19 protein-coding genes are annotated in these 18,218 nt (G+C 62.2%); 9 read left to right on the forward strand and 10 right to left on the reverse strand.

Annotation, left to right across the window (positions count from 1 at the left end; genetic code table 11):
• Positions 1-7: 7 nt before the first annotated feature.
• Entirely contained in the window at positions 8-970 is a 963-nt protein-coding gene (gene cbiB, locus AC097L_RS21715; protein WP_479588801.1) for an adenosylcobinamide-phosphate synthase CbiB, read from the forward strand.
• Positions 961-1,932 carry an aminotransferase class I/II-fold pyridoxal phosphate-dependent enzyme gene (locus AC097L_RS21720; protein ID WP_479588802.1) on the forward strand — a complete coding sequence of 324 codons (972 nt, stop codon included), beginning with the start codon at positions 961-963 and terminating at the stop codon, positions 1,930-1,932. The genes cbiB and AC097L_RS21720 overlap by 10 nt, the downstream gene beginning before the upstream one ends.
• Before the next feature lie 16 nt (positions 1,933-1,948).
• Here AC097L_RS21720 and AC097L_RS21725 read toward each other — a convergent pair whose 3' ends face one another.
• Positions 1,949-2,323: a hypothetical protein gene (locus AC097L_RS21725; RefSeq protein WP_479588803.1), complete on the reverse strand. Its 375-nt coding sequence runs from the start codon at positions 2,321-2,323 to the stop codon at positions 1,949-1,951.
• 174 nt (positions 2,324-2,497) lie between these two features.
• Between AC097L_RS21725 and AC097L_RS21730 the strand changes: the two genes are divergently transcribed.
• Positions 2,498-3,418: a patatin-like phospholipase family protein gene (locus AC097L_RS21730; protein WP_479588804.1), complete on the forward strand. Its 921-nt coding sequence runs from the start codon at positions 2,498-2,500 to the stop codon at positions 3,416-3,418.
• Between the two features lie 205 nt (positions 3,419-3,623).
• On the opposite strand, the gene AC097L_RS21735 is transcribed toward AC097L_RS21730, so the two are convergent.
• Positions 3,624-4,178, reverse strand: a complete 555-nt coding sequence (locus AC097L_RS21735; protein WP_295950848.1) for a phasin family protein — start codon at positions 4,176-4,178, stop codon at positions 3,624-3,626.
• Between the two features lie 194 nt (positions 4,179-4,372).
• Here AC097L_RS21735 and AC097L_RS21740 point away from each other — a divergent pair, with 194 nt between their 5' ends.
• Entirely contained in the window at positions 4,373-5,323 is a 951-nt protein-coding gene (locus AC097L_RS21740) for a histone deacetylase family protein (RefSeq protein ID WP_479588805.1), read from the forward strand.
• Here AC097L_RS21740 and AC097L_RS21745 read toward each other — a convergent pair.
• Positions 5,320-5,934 (reverse strand): FMN-dependent NADH-azoreductase, encoded by a 615-nt coding sequence (locus AC097L_RS21745; protein ID WP_479588806.1) that lies wholly within the window; start codon positions 5,932-5,934, stop codon positions 5,320-5,322. The two genes, AC097L_RS21740 and AC097L_RS21745, sit on opposite strands and share 4 nt — an antisense overlap.
• A 122-nt stretch (positions 5,935-6,056) precedes the next feature.
• On the opposite strand from AC097L_RS21745, the gene AC097L_RS21750 reads away from it, so the two are divergent.
• Positions 6,057-6,965, forward strand: a complete 909-nt coding sequence (locus AC097L_RS21750) for a LysR family transcriptional regulator (protein ID WP_479588807.1) — start codon at positions 6,057-6,059, stop codon at positions 6,963-6,965.
• Here AC097L_RS21750 and AC097L_RS21755 read toward each other — a convergent pair.
• From AC097L_RS21755 to AC097L_RS21775, 5 genes are all read right to left on the reverse strand, one after another.
• Entirely contained in the window at positions 6,962-8,179 is a 1,218-nt protein-coding gene (locus AC097L_RS21755; RefSeq protein ID WP_479588808.1) for an ROK family transcriptional regulator, read from the reverse strand. The two genes, AC097L_RS21750 and AC097L_RS21755, sit on opposite strands and share 4 nt — an antisense overlap.
• On the reverse strand, positions 8,176-8,628 hold the full coding sequence (locus AC097L_RS21760) for an RbsD/FucU family protein (protein ID WP_479588809.1): 453 nt from the start codon (positions 8,626-8,628) through the stop codon (positions 8,176-8,178). The genes AC097L_RS21755 and AC097L_RS21760 overlap by 4 nt, the downstream gene beginning before the upstream one ends.
• A gap of 10 nt (positions 8,629-8,638) precedes the next feature.
• Positions 8,639-9,442 carry an ATP-binding cassette domain-containing protein gene (locus AC097L_RS21765; protein WP_479588810.1) on the reverse strand — a complete coding sequence of 268 codons (804 nt, stop codon included), beginning with the start codon at positions 9,440-9,442 and terminating at the stop codon, positions 8,639-8,641.
• Positions 9,442-10,401 carry an ABC transporter permease gene (locus AC097L_RS21770; protein ID WP_479588811.1) on the reverse strand — a complete coding sequence of 320 codons (960 nt, stop codon included), beginning with the start codon at positions 10,399-10,401 and terminating at the stop codon, positions 9,442-9,444. Before AC097L_RS21770 ends, AC097L_RS21765 begins: the two co-directional genes overlap by 1 nt.
• 243 nt (positions 10,402-10,644) lie before the next feature.
• Positions 10,645-11,643 carry a substrate-binding domain-containing protein gene (locus AC097L_RS21775; RefSeq protein ID WP_479588812.1) on the reverse strand — a complete coding sequence of 333 codons (999 nt, stop codon included), beginning with the start codon at positions 11,641-11,643 and terminating at the stop codon, positions 10,645-10,647.
• A gap of 260 nt (positions 11,644-11,903) precedes the next feature.
• On the opposite strand from AC097L_RS21775, the gene AC097L_RS21780 reads away from it, so the two are divergent.
• The 4 genes from AC097L_RS21780 (at position 11,904) to AC097L_RS21795 (ending at position 17,135) form a co-directional block, all read left to right on the forward strand.
• Positions 11,904-13,487, forward strand: a complete 1,584-nt coding sequence (locus tag AC097L_RS21780; RefSeq protein ID WP_479588813.1) for a methyl-accepting chemotaxis protein — start codon at positions 11,904-11,906, stop codon at positions 13,485-13,487.
• Positions 13,488-13,615: 128 nt separating this feature from the next.
• On the forward strand, positions 13,616-14,812 hold the full coding sequence (pncB, locus tag AC097L_RS21785; protein WP_479588814.1) for a nicotinate phosphoribosyltransferase: 1,197 nt from the start codon (positions 13,616-13,618) through the stop codon (positions 14,810-14,812).
• Complete coding sequence (locus AC097L_RS21790; RefSeq protein WP_479588815.1) at positions 14,809-15,795, forward strand: 2-hydroxyacid dehydrogenase; 987 nt, start codon at positions 14,809-14,811, stop codon at positions 15,793-15,795. Before pncB ends, AC097L_RS21790 begins: the two co-directional genes overlap by 4 nt.
• Positions 15,796-15,821: 26 nt before the next feature.
• Positions 15,822-17,135 (forward strand): DNA recombination protein RmuC, encoded by a 1,314-nt coding sequence (locus tag AC097L_RS21795; RefSeq protein WP_479588820.1) that lies wholly within the window; start codon positions 15,822-15,824, stop codon positions 17,133-17,135.
• 26 nt (positions 17,136-17,161) lie between these two features.
• Here AC097L_RS21795 and AC097L_RS21800 read toward each other — a convergent pair whose 3' ends face one another.
• The gene (locus AC097L_RS21800; protein ID WP_479588816.1) at positions 17,162-17,491 is read right to left on the reverse strand and encodes an addiction module antidote protein; all 330 of its coding nucleotides are present in this window, start codon (positions 17,489-17,491) and stop codon (positions 17,162-17,164) included.
• 5 nt (positions 17,492-17,496) lie between these two features.
• The gene (locus AC097L_RS21805; RefSeq protein WP_479588817.1) at positions 17,497-17,790 is read right to left on the reverse strand and encodes a type II toxin-antitoxin system RelE/ParE family toxin; all 294 of its coding nucleotides are present in this window, start codon (positions 17,788-17,790) and stop codon (positions 17,497-17,499) included.
• Positions 17,791-18,218: the final 428 nt, after the last annotated feature.

Raw genomic sequence — 18,218 nt, forward strand, 5'->3', positions numbered from 1 at the left:
GCACCGCGTGCTATGGGCTGCCGTTTTGGTGCTGGCTGTGCTGGTCGACTGGCGGCTGGGCGAACCGCCCGTGCGCTGGCACCCTGTGGTGTGGATGGGCAACTACCTGGGCTGGGCCGGGCGACGCGTAGCACCTACCACGCCCACCGCCGGGCCTGATTACAAGTCTTTTAGCCTTGGAGCCCTTGTGTGGTCTGCGGGGGCTGCTACGGTTTATGTAGCGGCGTGGTTGGTACAGAAAAGCATTCTGCAATTGCCCCAAGCCTTGGGCGCATGGCCCGGTGGACTGCTGGCGGTGCTGCTGCTGGGACTGCTGCTCAAACCCCTGCTGGCCTGGGCGATGTTGCGCAGCGAAGTGCAGGCGGTGGAAGCCGCCTTGGCTGAATCGCTGGAGGCGGGCCGCCAGCGCCTGGCCTGGCTGGTCAGCCGCGACGTTTCGGTGCTCAGCGAGGGACAAGTGCGTGAAAGCGCCATCGAGTCGCTGGCCGAGAACCTGAACGATTCCGTCGTCGCCCCTATTTTCTGGTTCGTGCTGCTGGGCCTGCCGGGCGCGGCGCTGTACCGGTTCGCCAATACCGCCGACGCGATGTGGGGCTACCGGGGCGAGCGCAACGGCCGGGTGTGGGAGTGGGCGGGCAAGTGGGCGGCCTGGGCGGATGACGTGTTGAGTTGGCTACCGGCGCGCATTACCGCCGTGCTGTTGATGGGGCTGGCGTACCGCACCGAATGGCGCGCGTTGGGACAGCAGGCGCGTTTGACACCATCCCCCAACAGCGGCTGGCCGATGGCGGCGATGGCGCTGTGCCTGGGCGTGCGGCTGGGTAAGCCGGGCACCTACACCTTGAACGCGGCGGGCCGGGTGCCACAGGCTTCCGACACGCCACGGGCCATTTTTTATGCGCAAAATGTGGTTCTAGCGCATATTTTGCTTGCGGTAGTAGCTATGATTTTGATAGAGAGATGGCTGTGAACTTTGTACACGGTGGCCCGGACGCATTGGGCGTACCACTGTTTGACTTCTCCACCAACAGCAATGCCTGCGGCCCGTGCCCCCATGCCCTGGCCGCCGTACAAAAAGCCGATGCCACCCGCTACCCGGATCCGCAGTACACGGCGCTGCGGGCCCGGTTGGCCCAGTTGCACGGCGTGGATACCGCGCGGCTACTGCTGGCGGCCAGCGCCAGCGAGTTCATCCACCGCATCAGTGCGCTGCACCGGGGGCAGGGCGTGTGCCTGCCGCAGCACCACTACGGCGACTACGCGCAGGCGGCGCAGGCCTGGAGTTTGGTGGCTGCCGATGCCCATGTTGCCCGGCTGCTGTGGGCCTGTGAGCCGTCCAGCCCATTGGGGCAGGCGCACCCGGGTCTGGCGGCGCTGGTCGACGGTTTGCAGCCGGGCCAGAGCCTGGTGCTCGACTGCGCCTACGCCCCGCTGCGCCTGGAAGGCACGCCCAGCCTGGATGCCGCGCACATGGACCGGGTGTGGCAGATGTGGACCCCCAACAAAGCCCTGGGTCTGACTGGCATCCGCGCCGCCTATGTGATCGCGCCGCTGGGGGCGGACACCGCAGCCTTGCAGGCGCTGTGCCCTTCCTGGCCGGTGGGTGCGCACGGCGTGGCGATGTTGCAATCCTGGGCTGGCGCGGACAGCCAGGCGTGGCTGGCGCAAACTGTGCCAATCTTGCGCGATTGGAAAGCCCGGCAGTGGGCCCTGTGCTCCAGCCTCGGCTGGTATTGCCTGCCTAGCGATGCCAATTTCTTTTGCGCCCAGCCGACTACGGGCGACTTGCCGCAGTTCTTGGCCCGGCTGCGCGCCCAAGGCATCAAATTACGCGATGCTGCATCTTTTGGCCTGCCTGGCCAGGTGCGGCTGGGGGTGTTGGTGCCTGCTGCGCAGGACGCGTTGGGCCAGGCTATCCATCTGTACCTGTGACCGTTGGGCTATGGCTTCAGCAGGCAAATGACTCGACAAACCTGGCATCGCCCGTGAACCGGCACACCAGCGTCGCTGCGGTAACGGCCAACCGGGTGCCGTTAGAAAAATGCAGCTCCAGCCGCACCGGCCCGGGGGCGGTGTACGGAAACGGCAGGGCGGGCAAGGCGACACCATCCACCCACAGCTTGCCGTGTGAAATGCGGCCTATGCTGTCGGCCAGCGGGCCGTCCACGGTAGCCCCAGTGCAGGCCAGCACCAGCGACTGCACGTAGCCCGGACCTGCACCCTCGGCTTGTACAAAGGCGGCGGAGAAGGCCAGAGTGAGTGCGTTGGCTGCCAGCGTAATGCTGCGCACTTCGGAGTCGTGGAATTCCAGCTGGCCTTGCATTCGGTGCTCCTTTGCGGCATGCGGTGGGTGTTTTGCCAGGGCCTTGACCCGTGTTGCAGGGCAGTTTAGCGCAGAGCCTGGGCTTTAGGTTTACGCATAAAATGGGTGTTCAGCACAGTCTGCGTAAAGACTTGTAGCTATATTTATAGTAGTAAATACCAGGCGTGTTCCCCTATGGCATTTTTCCCTTTGCATGCTCTTGGTCGGCGTAGCGTGGCCATCGGCCTGCTGGCGGCGGTACTGGCAGGCTGCACGACCGCACCGATCGAACTGAACCCGCCGCCTGCCACCAACCCACCCGCCGTCAAACACCTGCCGCGCATCGGCCTGGCATTGGGCGGTGGTGCGGCGCGCGGCTTTGCGCATGTGGGGGTGATCCAGGTGCTGGAAGAGGCAGGCATCCGCCCCGATCTGGTGGTGGGCACCTCGGCTGGTAGCCTGGTGGCATCGTTGTATGCCAGCGGCAAGACCGGCGCGCAGATGCAGCAGGTGGCCGACACCATGGAAGAGGCCGCATTCACCGACTGGACCCTGCCTATTTTTAGCCGGGGCATGTTGCGCGGCGATGCGCTGGCCCGCTACGTCAACGCCCAGGTGGCGAACCGCCCGATCGAGCTGATGCCACTGCCCCTGGGCGTGGTGGCTACCGACTTGAACAGCGGTGAAGCGGTGCTGTTCCAGCGCGGCGACACGGGCACTGCCGTACGGGCCTCCAGTGCGGTGCCCTCCGTGTTCCAGCCGGTGCGGATTGCCGGGCACGAGTATGTGGACGGCGGCCTGGTGTCGCCCGTGCCAGTGCGCTTCGCCCGGCAAATGGGGGCCGAGTTGGTGATTGCCGTCGATATCTCCAGCGCGCCCGAGGGCAATCCGGCCGATGGCACGCTGCAAATCCTGCTGCAAACCTTTGCCATCATGGGCAAAAGCATCAACACCTATGAGCTGCGCGATGCCGACCTGGTGGTGCATCCAGTGCTGCTGGGCATGAAAAGCGCCGACTTCGGCAGCCGCCGCCGGGCGATTGAGGCGGGGCGGGCGGCAATGCTGCAGGCACTGCCCGCGTTGCGCGCAGCCATGCTGGCCAAGAGCCATCTTTGAATGAAACTGGCCTGTGGCGTATATTCTGATTGGGCTAGTAGCTACTATTTATATAGCATGCAAACGAAAAAAAGCCCCGTCATTTCTGACGGGGCCTTGAAGGATTCCTGAGCCTGATGGCGTCGAAAGAACCCGAGGAGACAATTGGCGGGAACCGGGGCTCCCTAAAATTGTCTTGCAGGGTCTGCTGACAGACCCGCAGAAATTAACGCTTCTTGGTGGCAGCAGCAGCGGTGGTGCCAGCAGCGGTCACGGCTTGTGCAGCCACAGCCTTGAAGTTGGCTTCGGCAGCGTCGGAAGCTTGCTTCACAGCCTTTTGAACGGATTCAAAAGCGTTGTTGGCAGCGGACACGGCGCTCTTCATCACGGCCACAGCGGACTCGGAACCGGCAGGTGCGTTCTTGGTGGCGGATTCGATCAGGCCGGCAATCTTCTTTTGCGCTTCAGCGGATTGGCCTTCGACAGCCTTGGTGAACTCAGAACTGGTGCCCTGGGCGATGTCATACAGATGACGGCTGTAAGCAGCGGTCTTTTCAGCCAAAGGCTGCAGCAGGCTGGCTTGCAGAGCCAACAGTTCTTGTGCGTCTTTCACGCTCAGAACGGCTTGCGAGTGGCTGGAGGCTTCGGTCAAAGCAGCCTTGGAAGCGGTCAGGTTCAGTTCGACCAGCTTTTCCACGCCTTCAAAAGCCTTGGTGGTCAGACCAAACAGGGTTTCAACGGTAGCTTTGTGCGAGGCCAAGAGTTGTTCAGCAGTCATCATGTCAATATCTCCAGTTTAGAAAAAGAAAAGTTCACTATCTGCGCTGACCTTGTCCGTTGCCGGCTATGTTGCAGTGCAGCATGGAATAAATTATAGGCCGTCCATTTCAGCTTGCAATAGGCGTTTGTTGCACTGCACCATTTTAGGGATTCGACTCTATCGCTGGGCTCATTCATCCCAAGTTCACATTTCCGATGCGCGCATATTATTCAGACCACTTTGTCCTGCCCTTGCCCGATGGTCACCGTTTCCCGATGGCCAAGTACCACATGCTGCGCGACCGGGTAGCGGTGGAATTGCCCGGTGTGCAGATGCTGGAAGCCCCGCGGGCCAGCGACGGCGAGCTGGCGCTGGCCCACCATCCGGCCTATATCCGGGCCATTGCCGACGGCAGCATCCAGCAGCTCCAGCCCGCAGCCATGCGGGAAATTGGCTTTCCGTGGAGTGAGGCGATGGTGGAGCGCTCGCGCCGGTCCGTTGGCGCTACGGTAGCCGCTGTGCGCGATGCGCTGGCCGGGCACGGCATCGCCGCCAATATGGCCGGTGGTACCCACCATGCAACGGCTGAAAAAGGCGGTGGCTTCTGTGTTTTCAACGATGCTGCGGTGGCGGCACAGGTGGCGCAAGCCGAGTGGGGCCGCAAGCACGGGCACCAGCGCCTGCCTTTGCAGGTCGCCATAATCGATCTGGATGTGCACCAAGGTAACGGCACGGCACACATTTTTCAAAACGATACGAGCGTGTTCACCTTGTCGCTGCACGGCGAGAAGAACTTTCCGTTCCGAAAAGAGGCTAGCGACCTGGACGTACCGCTACCCGATGGTTGTGGCGACAACGCGTACATGGATGCGTTGGAGGCGGCGCTTGGCTATTTGGACCAGCGCTTTGCGCCGGGACTGGTGATTTACCTGGCCGGTGCGGACCCGTTTGAGGGTGACCGGTTGGGCCGCCTCAAGCTGACGTTCGACGGCATGCAGACCCGCGACCGCCGGGTCTTCGACTGGGCTTGGCAGCGCCGCGTGCCGCTGGCGTTTGCCATGGCAGGCGGCTATGGGGTGCGCATTGAAGAGACGGTGCAGGTGCAGATCAACACCTACACCGTCGCGCTGGAATATGCCCGCCGGTGGCGGGCTAGCGCCTATTAAGCAGCCAGGGCTGCAATTTCCTTCTCGGCCGAGGCCAAGGCAGCTGCTTTGGCGTCTGGCCCCATAGCCACGCCTTCGGCGCGCACAAAGCGCACATCGGTCACGCCCAGGAAGCCAAACACCACGCTGAGGTAGGTTTCTTGGTGTTCCATGGCGCGGCCACCTTCGGAGGCGGAATACACACCGCCACGGCCCAGTGCCACGATCACCGTCTTGCCACCGGCCAGACCGACGGGGCCGGTCGCGGTGTAGCTGAACGTGCGGCCCACTTGGCAGATGCGGTCGATCCAGGCCTTGAGCTGGGTGGGGATGGTGAAGTTGTACAGCGGTGCGCCGATCACGATGACATCGGCAGCCAGGAATTGCAGCACCAGTTGTTCGGAAATGGCGTTTTCAGCGCGTTGCGCCGGGGTCAGGGTCGCGTCCGTGGGCGGCATGCGAAACCCCAGGGATTCGGCCGACAGGTGGCTGGGCGTAGCCACGGCCAAGTCCAGGTGCTCGACTGTGGTGCCAGGGTGGCTGGCTTGCCACTGCGCCGTGATTTGGGCGGTGAGGCTGCGGGTAACGGAGTTGGAGCCCAGGATGCTGGAGTCGATGTGGAGCAGTTTCATGGTGTAGTTGGGTAGTAGAGCCACAAAAATGGCGATAAATAGAGTTTCTCACCACTCCAATGCTTCGATAAGTGGGTAAAAATGCACTACATCGTCCTGCTGGTGGGACGATGGAGCCAATAATGCAGGATTTGAACGACATGGCCTACTTTGCCGAGGTGGTGGAGCGGGGTGGCTTTGCCCCGGCTGGCCGCGCGCTGGGCTTGCCCAAGTCTCGGCTGTCGCGCCGGGTGGCCGAGCTGGAGGCCCGGCTGGGCGTGCGCCTGCTGCAGCGCACCACCCGCAAACTTTCACTGACCGAGGTGGGCGAGATCTACCACCGCCACTGCATGGCCATGCGCGACGAAGCCGATGCTGCGGCCGATGCTGTGGCCCAGGCACAAACCGAGCCGCGCGGCACCATCCGCATCGCTTGCCCGGTGACGCTGGCGCAAACCACGCTGGGCGAGGTGATGCCGCTGTTTTTGGCCCGCTACCCGCTGGTCAAGGTGGACATGCGGGTCAGCAACCGGGTGGTCGACCTGGTGGAAGAGGGAGTGGACGTGGCCCTGCGCGTGCGGCTCACGCTGGACGAAAGCGGCACCCTGGTGGTGAAAAACCTGGGCATGACGCGCTCCCTGCTGGTGGCCAGCCCGCAGCAACTGGCCCGCCAGGGCCACCCGGCCGAGGTGGAAGACTTGGCCCAGCTGGACTCGGTCAGTATGTCGGCCAGCGACGGACGGGCCGTGTGGCATCTGCAGGGACCAGAAGGCGTGGTCCGTACCGTAACGCACCAACCGCGCTACGTTGCCGACGATTTGCTGACCCTGAAACTGGCGGTGCTGGACGGCACGGGCATCTGTGTGTTGCCGGCCTACATGTGCGCCGAAGAAATCCGCCAGGGGCAATTGGTGCCGGTGCTGCCAGGATGGGCACCGCACCCCGGCGTGTTCCACGCAGTGTTTCCGTCTCGCCGAGGCATGGTGCCTGCGGTGCGGCGGTTTCTGGATTTTCTGGAAGAGCACCATCTGAACGATGGTCTTCAAGCTTAGGTTTTTAAAAACAAATCCCGGTCGGGCGCAAAGTTGGCGTGCAGCGGCAGCAGCGCGCCACCCAGCGCGCGCGCATCCGAGCCGATGCTGCCAGCGACCAGTTCGGTGCGCCACAGGCCTTCCCAATTGAAGTCGGCCAGCGCCAGCCGGGTACGCTCTAGCAGCAATTCCAGCAGTGGGCGGCATAGCGAACCGTCGATCACCACGGCTTCCAGGTCTAGAAACGCGGTCCCGCTGACCACGCAATGCGCCAGCGCGGCGGCGGCTTGGACCACCCAGGCGTGGGTCTCGGTGGCATTGGGTGCCATCAGTGCACGGTCGTCGTAGGCAGCGGTGGGATCCAGGCCGACCGCCAGTAGGCGCTGTTCCAGTTCCCATAGCGAGGCATGCACCACCAACTGGTCTGGCGCGGTGCCCGGCGTGGTGGCCAACTGCATGGGCAGGGAGGCGACCGCCCCCGCGTTGCCGTGCAAGCCGCCGTGCAGGTGGGAGTTGACCACCAGGCCACCGCCCACAAAGGTATCGATGAATATGTATAAAAAGGTCTTCAGGTCGCGGCCCCGGCCCGCCACCAGCTCGGCCACGCAGGCGGCGCTGGTGTCTTTGGCAAAGCTCACGGGCATGTCGGTCATGGCTTGCACCGCTGCGCCCAGGTCCAGAGCATTCCAGTCGCTGGACTGCGCGTCGGATAGGCCTAGCATCTTGTGCCAGCCACCCATCTGGAAGGGTGCGGCCACGCCAATGCCGACCAGCCGTGATGCCAGCGGACCCAGGCTGTCGCGCAAGGTGTTCAAGTGGGTGGACAGCGCGGGCAGCAGCACGGCGGTGTCGGGGAAGGCATAGGGCAAGGTGAGGCGCTGGCGCACTTTGCCGGTGAAGTCGACCAGCAGCCAGTCGGTGTTGCGGCGGCCTACTTTGATGCCGATGGAGAAGGCCCCGTCCGGGTTCAATGCCAGTGGCACCGATGGCTGGCCGATGCGTCCGCGTACCGGCTGGCGGCGCAGCAGCAGGCCGTCTTCTTCCAGCCGGGTGGTGATCAGGCCTATGGTCTGGGCCGTAAGGTGGGTCAGCCGGGCCAGGTCGGCCTTGGGCAGGCTGCCATGTTGCCGAATCGCTTGCAGGACCACCCGCTCATTGAACTGCCGCATCCCGACGTGGTTGGAGCCACGCGGGCGCAGCAGAGGGGGAGCGAGATCAGCGGTAAGGGCGTTCATGTCCGCAGATTTTCGCCGATGACTCCTTTGCGCAGAATGAAGTTGCCGAAGGGCTGCAACTCGCCCGTCAGCACGATGGCGTAGACATTGGCTACGCGTTCATAAAACGCAAAACGTTCGATCGATTCAGCTTGCTGGCCGGGCAGCAGGCTGGGCTGCAACATGTCCAGCACCTCGCGCTGCAAAGCCGAACGGTAGGGCGCCGTGGTACCCGACACCTGCATGAAGGCCACCGGGGCCTCCACGTCGGCCGCCAGCGGCAGCACCGATTCCACTGCCTGCACGGCGCGCTGCATGCCCACGCCAGGCAGGTACAGCACGGGCTTGCCAGCGGCCAGGCGCAGGGCGGTAAAGTTGGCATCTGCCAGCAACACGGCATCGTCGTGCCCCATCTCGGCCAGCACTTTCAGCAGTTCGGGCGTGAGCAGGGGGTCGATTCCTTTGAGCATGTCTTTGACCTTAGTGCGCCAGCGACTCGGCGGGCAGCTCGTCCGGGCGGATGGCCCCGGTCATCACTGCCACGGTGTCGGCCATGCTGATCTTGTGCGGGTTGAGCACGCAGCCGCGCTTGCCCAGGCGGGCCACGTGGATGCGGTCGGCAATCTCGAACACATGCGGCATGTTGTGCGAGATCAAAATCACCGACAAACCCTTGTCGCGCACCCGGCGGATCAGGTCCAGCACCATATTGCCTTCCTTGACCCCCAGCGCTGCTGTCGGTTCGTCCATGATGACCACGTGCTGCGCAAAGGCTGCGGCACGCGATACGGCCACGCACTGGCGCTGGCCGCCGGACAGTGTTTCCACCGCCTGCGTCATGGAGCGGATGCCGACCTTCAGGTCTTTCATGCGGGAGATACTTTCCTCCAGCATCTTCTTTTTGTCCAGCATGCGCAGCACATTGCCGGCAAAACCGGGGCGGCGGATCTCGCGGCCCAGAAACAGGTTTTCTGAAATGCTCATGGCAGCTGCCACCGCCAGATCCTGGTAGACGGTTTCGATACCGGCCTGGCGTGCATCCATCGGGCTCTTGAAGTTAATCCGCTGGCCGTCCAGCAGGATTTCACCTTCGTCGGGAATAGTGGCACCGGACAGGCATTTGATCAGCGAGGATTTGCCCGCGCCGTTGTCGCCAATCACCGCCAGGATTTCTCCTTGGCGCAGCTCCAGGTCGGCACCGTCGAGGGCCGTGACCTGGCCGTAGCGTTTGACCAGGCCGGTGGCCTTCATGACGATTTTGTAGGGGGGTGTTGCAGTAGACATTAACGGCCTCCTTTGCGGGACAACTGGTCAATAGTGACCGCCAAAATCACCAAGATACCGGTGATCAGCACCTGGTACACCGACTGCACGCCCATCAAGGTCAGGCCATTGCGCAGCACGCCGACGATGATGGCGCCCACCAGGGTGCCCAGAACCACGCCGCGTCCACCAAACAGGCTGGTGCCGCCCAGCACCACGGCGGTAATGGCGTCCAGGTTCTCGGTCTGCCCGGCGTTCGGGTCACCGACCCCAATGCGGGCCACCGACAGCAGCGAGGCCACGCCGTACAGAATGCCTGCCAGCACATACACGCCCAGCAAAACGCGTTCGGTGGGAATACCCGTCAGGCGCGTGGCTTCTGGGTTATTGCCTACTGCGTACACATGGCGACCAGAGGCCGTTTCCCGCAGGTAAAACCACACGCCTAAATACAGTGCCAGCATCAGCACCGTGCCGTAGGTGACGGCGGTGGCACCGATGTGAAAAGTGTTGCCGAGCATGGTCATCAGCGGTGGCACCTCGGTGACCGTTTGCGCATTGGAATACAGCTGAGTAATGGCAAATGCAATGTTCAATGTGCCTAGCGTGACGATGAACGGCGGCAGCTTGATGCGCGTGACAAGCAGGCCGTTGAGCAGGCCGAATAAGGCTGTGGCCGCAATGCCGCAGAGGATGGCCAGTGGCGCAGGCAGGCCCAAATCGGCCGACAGCTTGGTCATGACAATGCCACCCAATGCCATCACCATGCCGCACGATAGGTCGATACCGGCCGTCAAAATAATCAGGGTCTGGCCGATGGCGATCACGCCGACCACGGTGACTTGTTGCAGGATCAGCGAAAAATTGGTGGCTGATAAAAATCGTTCGTTTTGGCTGGCGAAGAAGACGCAAGCGATCAGCAGGGCAATGAACGGCCCGAGCGTGCCAATCGGCGGTAGTTTTTCTTTGAGGGTGCTCACGGTAAGCCTTGGGGAAGTAGGTTGAAAAACGGGGCAACCATGTCTGTATGGTTGCCCCGGCGGATATTCGCCATGCCGGGTTAATTACGTGCCCCAGCTATCAGCCAGAACGCAGCCCCTCAGAGACACCACGGAACCGGCTTTGCCAGGCCACAGGTATCGCCCCCTGCGTGTCGCATCGGTTTTTCAAACCCATGCGCGGGGGGGTGGCGCTGCCACACGCAGTGGGCAAGCCTGGGGGTGTTACTTATTACCCCAGCACAGATCCATACCAACCTTGGTGTCCTTGCTGTCCACACCCTTTTGTGGCTTGTCGGTGATCAGTGTCACGCCGGTGTCGGTGTAACCGCTGGCCTTTTTGCCATCCTTGGCAAACGCCACGCCTGCGGCCACGCCCATGCTGGCCATCTTCAAGGGGTACTGTTGCGAAGTGGCGGCAATCATGCCGGCCTTGACGTTCTTCACACCGTCGCAGCCGCCGTCCACCGAGACGATCAGCACGTCTTTTTCCTTGCCAGCAGCCTTCAGAGCTTGGTAAGCGCCGAGTGCAGCAGGCTCGTTGATGGTGTAGAGCAGATTGATATCGGGGTTCTTCTGCAGGCAGTTTTCCATGGCGGTCTGGCCTTTAGCCGGGTCACCGTAGCTGTCGGCCATACAAACGATTTCAGCGGTTTTGGACAGTTCGTTGCTCTTGGCATCGGCTGCTGCCAAGCCGAAGCCGGACATGAAGCCGTTGTGGCGTTGCGCGCCCACAGGGTGGCCGGGGAACAGGTCCAGCGTGGCGATCTTGGCAGGCTTGCCGGCCATGGCCGCTTTGGCGTACTGGCCAATCAAAATGCCGGCTTTGTAGTTGTCAGTGGCAAACAGGGCATCCGTGCCGCTGGCCGGGTCGGTGGGGCTGTCCAGCGCAATGAACAACACGCCCTGGGCCTGGGCTTTCTTGATGCTGGGGATGATGGCCTTGGAATCATTGGGGGTGATCAGAATGGTCTTGGCACCGGCCGCAATCATGTTTTCAATGGCGGTGACCTGGCCCGCGTTGTCGCCGTCTTGCTTGCCTGCCGCGCTCAGCAACTTGGCACCCAGCTTCTTGGCTTCGGCTTGTGCACCTTCTTTCATTTTCACGAAAAATGGGTTGGTATCGGTTTTGGTGATCAGGCCGATGACGGGCTCCGCAGCGCAAACGCTGGTGGCGGCAAAAGCGATGGCGGTCAAGACCAGGGAAGCGGTAAATTTCTTCATGTTGTCTCCGAAAAAGGAATGAACAAGGGGTTCAGTTAGGGGCAGGTGCCGTAGAAATGCGGGAGTTATTTCACTTGGCACTGCACTATAGTTATTAAATCAATTTGTTTTAGTTATCGAAAACCCTAGGATTGCTTTCTTGGGTTTAGAGAGATAGTTGCATTGAGTTACATAAAAGCTGTAGAGCTCTCTCTTTCTTCGCAGTCCACAGTGTTTGCACTTTGTGGCTGCTGAACTGTCCCTCACTCCAAAGGAACGCCATGGATTTCAAGATATCGCACCGTCTCTACCTGGCCGTAGGGCTGGCACTCATTTTGCCGGCCTTGGTGCTCACCGCCACTTTTATGGTGGACGCGCAAGGGCGCAGTACCTTTGACGAGGTGCTCAGCCGCGCCAAAGAGCGCCGGGATATCGCCGGCGCCATGCGCGATGCTGTTTTCCGCCAGGGTTTGCAGGCCCGCAACATCGGACTGCGTTCGGATGTGGATGAGATGAAGAAAGAGGTTGCGGCGCTGCGGGGATGGCAAGAACAATACAGGAAAAATTTCACACGGTTTGCCAGCCTGGCGCCCACCCCAGAAGAGCAGGCGGATCTGGCGCGGGCCGTCAAACTGGAGCAAGAGACGGTGGAGCCGCTGCAGAAGGCGGAGGAATATGCGTCCAACTTTCGCCCAGATACCGCCGCCACCATTTTGGTGACCAAGGTCAGCCCGATCCAGGACCAGTGGGCCGAGACCATAGGCCATTTGGTGGCGATCCAGGATGCCAATGTCGCCGCTGCGCTGGCCAACAACGGCTTGCAGCATCGCCAACTGGTGGGTGCTGCAGGGGGGGCATTTTTGCTCTCATTTCTGCTGGCCGCTGCCGCGGCCTGGCATATTTCTCGGGGCATTGTGCGGCCCCTGGGCGAGGCTGTAGGGATTGCGCGCCGAGTCGCCGCAGGCGACTTGACGGCACAGATAGACAGCCAGCGCACCGATGAGGTGGGCCAACTGCTGACGAGCCTGCGCGAGATGCAATCCAGTCTGGTGCGGGTTGTGGCGAACGTGCGTTCGGGTTCGGAAAACGTGGCCACCGCCAGTGCCGAAATCGCCCAGGGCAATGACGACCTGAGCGCCCGCACCGAGGGCCAGGCCAGTGCGCTGGAACAAACCGCAGCATCCATGGAAGAGCTGAGCTCCAACGTCCGGCAGAACGCCGACAGCTCCCGCCAGGCCAATGAACTGGCGATGAACGCATCTTTGGTGGCGGTGCGCGGCGGAGAAGCCGTTGGCCAGGTGGTCGAGACCACGAAGGGGATCAACGACAGCTCCCGCAAAATTGCCGACATCATCAGCGTGATTGACGGGATCGCCTTTCAGACCAATATCCTGGCGCTGAATGCCGCCGTTGAGGCCGCCCGTGCCGGAGAGCAGGGCCGTGGCTTTGCTGTGGTGGCCAGCGAAGTGCGCAGCCTGGCCGGGCGCTCGGCCGATGCGGCCAAGGAGATCAAGACCCTGATCAACACCAGCGTCGAACGCGTCGCCCAAGGCAGCGCGCAGGTCGGTCAAGCGGGTGCCACCATGGCCGAGGTGGTCGATTCCATCCGCAGGGTGACCGACATCATGGGTGAGATCAGTGTGGCCAGCAACGAGCAGTCCCTGGGGGTGGCCCAAGTGGGCGAAGCCGTGGCCCAGATGGACCAGGCAACACAGCAAAATGCTGCGCTGGTGGAGGAGATGGCTGCCGCCGCCAACAGCCTGCGCCAGCAGTCCCACGAACTGGTACAGGTGGTGGCGGTGTTCAAGCTGCGTGCAGGTGCTGAGGTGAATGCACCCTCCGCGGTACTGGGCTTCAGCGGCTGACCCTTCGATCCCGGCGGCATACCGGCCCAAGGTGCAACGCTGCTAAATACTGGAAGCCCGGCGAATCCCCTACACTTTGCGGCTCTGCCCCTGTTTCTAGGTCGTTTGGGCCCCATGCCTTCGCTTTTATGATCATCACCAGCCTGCTCGATACTGACCTCTACAAGTTCACGATGATGCAGGTCGTACTGCACCACTTTCCTGCCGCGCAGGTGCAGTACCGCTTCAAATGCCGTAACCCCGGCGTGCACCTGGCCCCGTTTGTGGACGAGATCCAGCGCGAGATCCGCGGGCTGTGCAGTCTGGGCTTTACCGAGGCCGAGCTGGGCTATCTCCGCTCCATGCGGTTTATCAAAAGCGATTTTGTGGACTTTCTGGGCTTGTTCCGGCTCAACGAGAAATACATCGTCGTCACCCCACTGCCGAATGGCGAGATTGACATCTCCATCCAGGGTCCGTGGTTGCATGTGATTGCGTTCGAGATTCCGGTGCTGGCCATCGTCAACGAGGTGTACTTTCGCCACGCGACCACCGTGCCCAACTTCACCCAGGCCCGGCAGCGGCTGCAGACCAAAATCACCCAGTTGCGCGGTGACGGCCTGGATGAGCTCAAGATTGCCGACTACGGCACCCGCCGCCGCTACAGCAAGGCCTGGCACGAAGAGGTGCTGCGTACCATGGTGGCGCAGCTGGGTTCAGGGCCTCAGGGGCAGTTCGCGGGCACCAGCAATGTATTGTTTGCTATGCAATTAGGACTGACCCCGCTGGGCACCATGGCCCACGAATACCTGCAGGCCTGCCAGGCGCTGGGTCCGCGCCTGCGTGACAGCCAGGTGTTTGGTTTTGAAATGTGGGCCAAGGAATACCGGGGCGACTTAGGCATTGCGCTCAGCGACGTGTATGGCATGGATGCCTTTCTGCGCGACTTCGACATGTATTTCTGCAAGCTTTTCGACGGTGCGCGGCACGATAGCGGCGACCCGTTCCAGTGGGGCGAGCGCCTGCTGGCGCACTACAAAAAAAACCGCGTCGATCCGCTCACCAAGGTGCTGATCTTCAGCGACGGCCTGACCGTGCCGCGCACCATCGCGCTGTACCAGCAGTTTCGTGGCCGTTGCCTGCTGGCCTTTGGCATCGGCACCAACCTGACCAACGACATGGGCGACCCGCCACTGCACGTGCCGCTGCAAATCGTCATCAAGATGATCCGCTGTAACGGCCAACCCGTTGCCAAGCTATCCGACTCGCCCGGCAAGAACATGTGCGAAGACGAAAAGTACGTGGGCTACCTGCGCCAGGTTTTTGAAATTGAGACACCCCTATGACCCAACCCGCCATCCTTGTTGCCCGCAAAATCTTCCCCGCCACCCTTGCCGCCCTGGAGCAGCACTTTGCGGTGGAATCCAACCAGGAGGATGCATCCTGGAGCAAAGCCGAGCTGATCGCCCGCTTGCAGGGCAAGGTCGGGGCCTTCACCACCGGCAGCGAGCGCATCGACGCCGAGCTGCTGGCTGCCTGCCCGCAGTTGCGCATCTGCGCCAACATGGCCGTGGGCTACAACAACTTCGACATCGACGCGATGAGCGCCGCGGGCGTGCTGGCCACCAACGCACCCGACGTGCTGACCGAAACCACCGCTGACTTCGGCTTCGCCCTGCTGATGGCCACCGCCCGGCGCATTGCCGAGAGCGAGCATTTCCTGCGCGCCGGGCTGTGGAAGAAGTGGAGCTACGACATGTTCGCCGGGGCCGAAATCCACGGCAGCACGCTGGGCATCATCGGCATGGGCCGCATCGGCCAAGGCATCGCCAAGCGCGGCGCCCACGGCTTTGGCATGAACGTGATCTACCATAACCGCAGCCAGCTGGATGCGGCGACCGAGGCGGATTGCAAGGCCCGTTTTGTGTCCAAAGAAGAGTTGCTGAAAACCGCCGACCACGTCGTGCTGGTGGTGCCGTATTCCGCCGCCTCGCACCACACCATCGGTGCGGCCGAGCTGGCGTTGATGCAACCCACCGCCACCCTGGTCAACATCGCGCGCGGCGGTATCGTGGACGACGCGGCCCTGGCCGTGGCCCTGCGCGAGGGCCGCATCGCCGCCGCTGGGCTGGACGTGTTCGAGGGCGAGCCCAAGGTCCACCCGGATCTGCTGACCGTGCCCAACGTGGTACTCACCCCGCACATCGCCAGCGCCACCGTGGCCACCCGCATGGCCATGGCGCAACTGGCAGCCGACAACCTGATCGGATTTTTAATACAAAACAAGCCGCTCACGCCCATAAACGCTACACAAGTAGCTAGCAAATAGATAGTAAATCGACAGTGTTATTGAGCTTGACCGAATGGGGGCTGCTGGCGCTGGCCGTGTTGAACCTGGCGCTGTTGCTGGCCCTGCTGCTGCGCAAACCGCCCGAGGCAGACAACTCCGCCACTAACACCGGGTTTGACCGCTTGGAGCGCGCCCAACGGGATTCCTCACGGGCCGACCGGCAAGAGCTGGGCACCAGCTTTGCCAACTTCCAGCGCACGTTGGTGCAGCAAAGTGCCGAGGCCACCCGCACCCAAAACACCCAGATTGATGCACTGGCCCAGCAGCTCGCCTTGCTGCAGCGCTCGGTCAGCGACACCCTGAGCACCCAGCTACTGGCCCTGGGCGAGTCCAACGCCCGCCGCATGGGCGAGGTGCGCGCCACGCTGGAGGCGCAGCTGCAGCAGCTCCAGCAAAGCAATGCCGCCAAGCTTGACGAGATGCGCCAGACCGTAGACGAGAAGCTGCAAACCACGCTGGAAACCCGCCTGGGCGAAAGCTTCAAGCAGGTGGCCGACCGGCTGGAGCAGGTGCACAAAGGCCTGGGCGAAATGCAATCGCTGGCGCAGGGTGTGGGCGACCTGCAGCGCGTGCTCACCAACGTCAAAACCCGCGGCATGTTCGGCGAGGTGCAGCTGGAAAATCTGCTGGAACAGGTGCTCACCCCCGAGCAGTACGGCAAGCAGATCGAAACCAAGCCGCGCAGCAACCAGCGCGTGGACTTTGCGGTGCGCTTCCCCGGCCGCAGTGCCGACGGCGCGCCCGTCTGGCTACCTATCGACGCCAAGTTCCCGCGCGACGACTACGAGCGCCTGCTAGATGCCCACGAACGTACCGACGCCGTCGCCGCCGAAGCATCCGCCAAGGCACTCGAAGCCCGCATCCGCACTGAGGCCAAGTCGATCGCCGAGAGCTACCTGGCGCCGCCGCACACTACCGACTTCGCCATCCTGTTCTTGCCGATTGAAAGCCTGTACGCCGAAGTGCTGCGCCGCCCCGGCCTGATGGACAGCCTGCAGCGCGACTACCGCGTCACCCTGGCCGGCCCGACCACCTTGCTGGCCATGCTCAACAGCCTGCACATGGGCTTTCGCACCCTGGCGCTGGAGCAGCAGGCCAGCGAGGTGTGGAAGGTGCTGGGCGCGGTGAAAACCGAGTTCGAGCGCTACGGCGAATGGGTCGCCCGCATCCGCGAGCAGGTGCAGAAGGCCTCGGATACCTTGGACAAGGCCGATACCCGCACCCGGCAGATGCGGCGGGCGCTGAAGGTGGTGGAGGCGCTGCCAGATGCACAGGCGCAGGCGATGTTGCCTGTCGGGGGGGATTTGGAGGAGGGGTGACGTTGGTGCCCAGCTTGAGCGAGTGGTTAGGCGCCACTTGGTACGGCCTGCGCGTGAAGCCTTACGCCAAGTGCCTTGGCCACCTTGAGCACCGTAGCGAAACTTGGATTTCCTTCGGCGCTGAGTGCACGATAAAGACTTTCGCGACTAAGCCCAGCGTCTTTGGCCACTTGCGACATGCCTTTGGCTCGCGCAATGTCGCCCAAAGCGCGGGCAATCCCGGCCGCGTCTTCAGATGCCTCTTCAAGCCATGCATCCAAGTAGGCTGCCATCTCTTCGGGCGTGCGCAGATGCTCCGACACGTCGTATGGAGAGGTCTTCGTCTTCACAGTTTTCTTTGCGGCTAATTTGGTCATAACGGTTACTCCACGAAACTTCGATTGAGTTCAAGGGCCTTGGCAATGTCCTTGGTCTGGGTTGACTTGTCGCCACCTGCGATTAGCAACAGCAGGCGGTCTCCGCGCTGTGCGTAATAGACCCTGTAGCCGGGGCCTACGTCGACTTTGAGTTCAGATACGCCTTCTGTCAGATTGCGATGCAAACCAGGGTTTCCGTGGATAAGACGGTCAACTCGCATCAATACGCGCCCCCGTCCGGATGGGTCCTTCAGGCCGTCAATCCAGTCGCGGTACTCGTCCGTTTTCTCGATTCGCATACGTCAAATGTAGCCCATGGGCTACGAAAATACAACGCAGGCTACGGAGGACTGCTTGTAGCGCCTGACGTTTGCGTTCAGCCGCGCCCTTGGGCGTCGGCTGGAACGGGGGGTTAGACATCGGCCTCTTCTGGCCTAGCGAAGGAGCGCTCATTTTCCGGGTGGTAGTAGAACGCCGAGCAAGATGTACGAGAGAGACAGAAGTGCAATCAAGATGGCCGCACGCCTGTGGTGTTCCAAGAAATTTGGCCCCTCTATGCGTCGAAGCGTTAGAACTGCCGAGGCGAATGTGAGGATCATGCTGACGATCCGTAAGCGTCCGGCGAACCCATCTTGAACTGAGCCCTTTCCACTCGCAAGATCGTGTGCACGCAACAGATCGTGCACACCATGCTTAAAGATTCAGAGATTTCCAGAGATACAACCCG

The sequence above is a fragment of the Rhodoferax sp. RT5P35 genome (assembly GCF_056521385.1).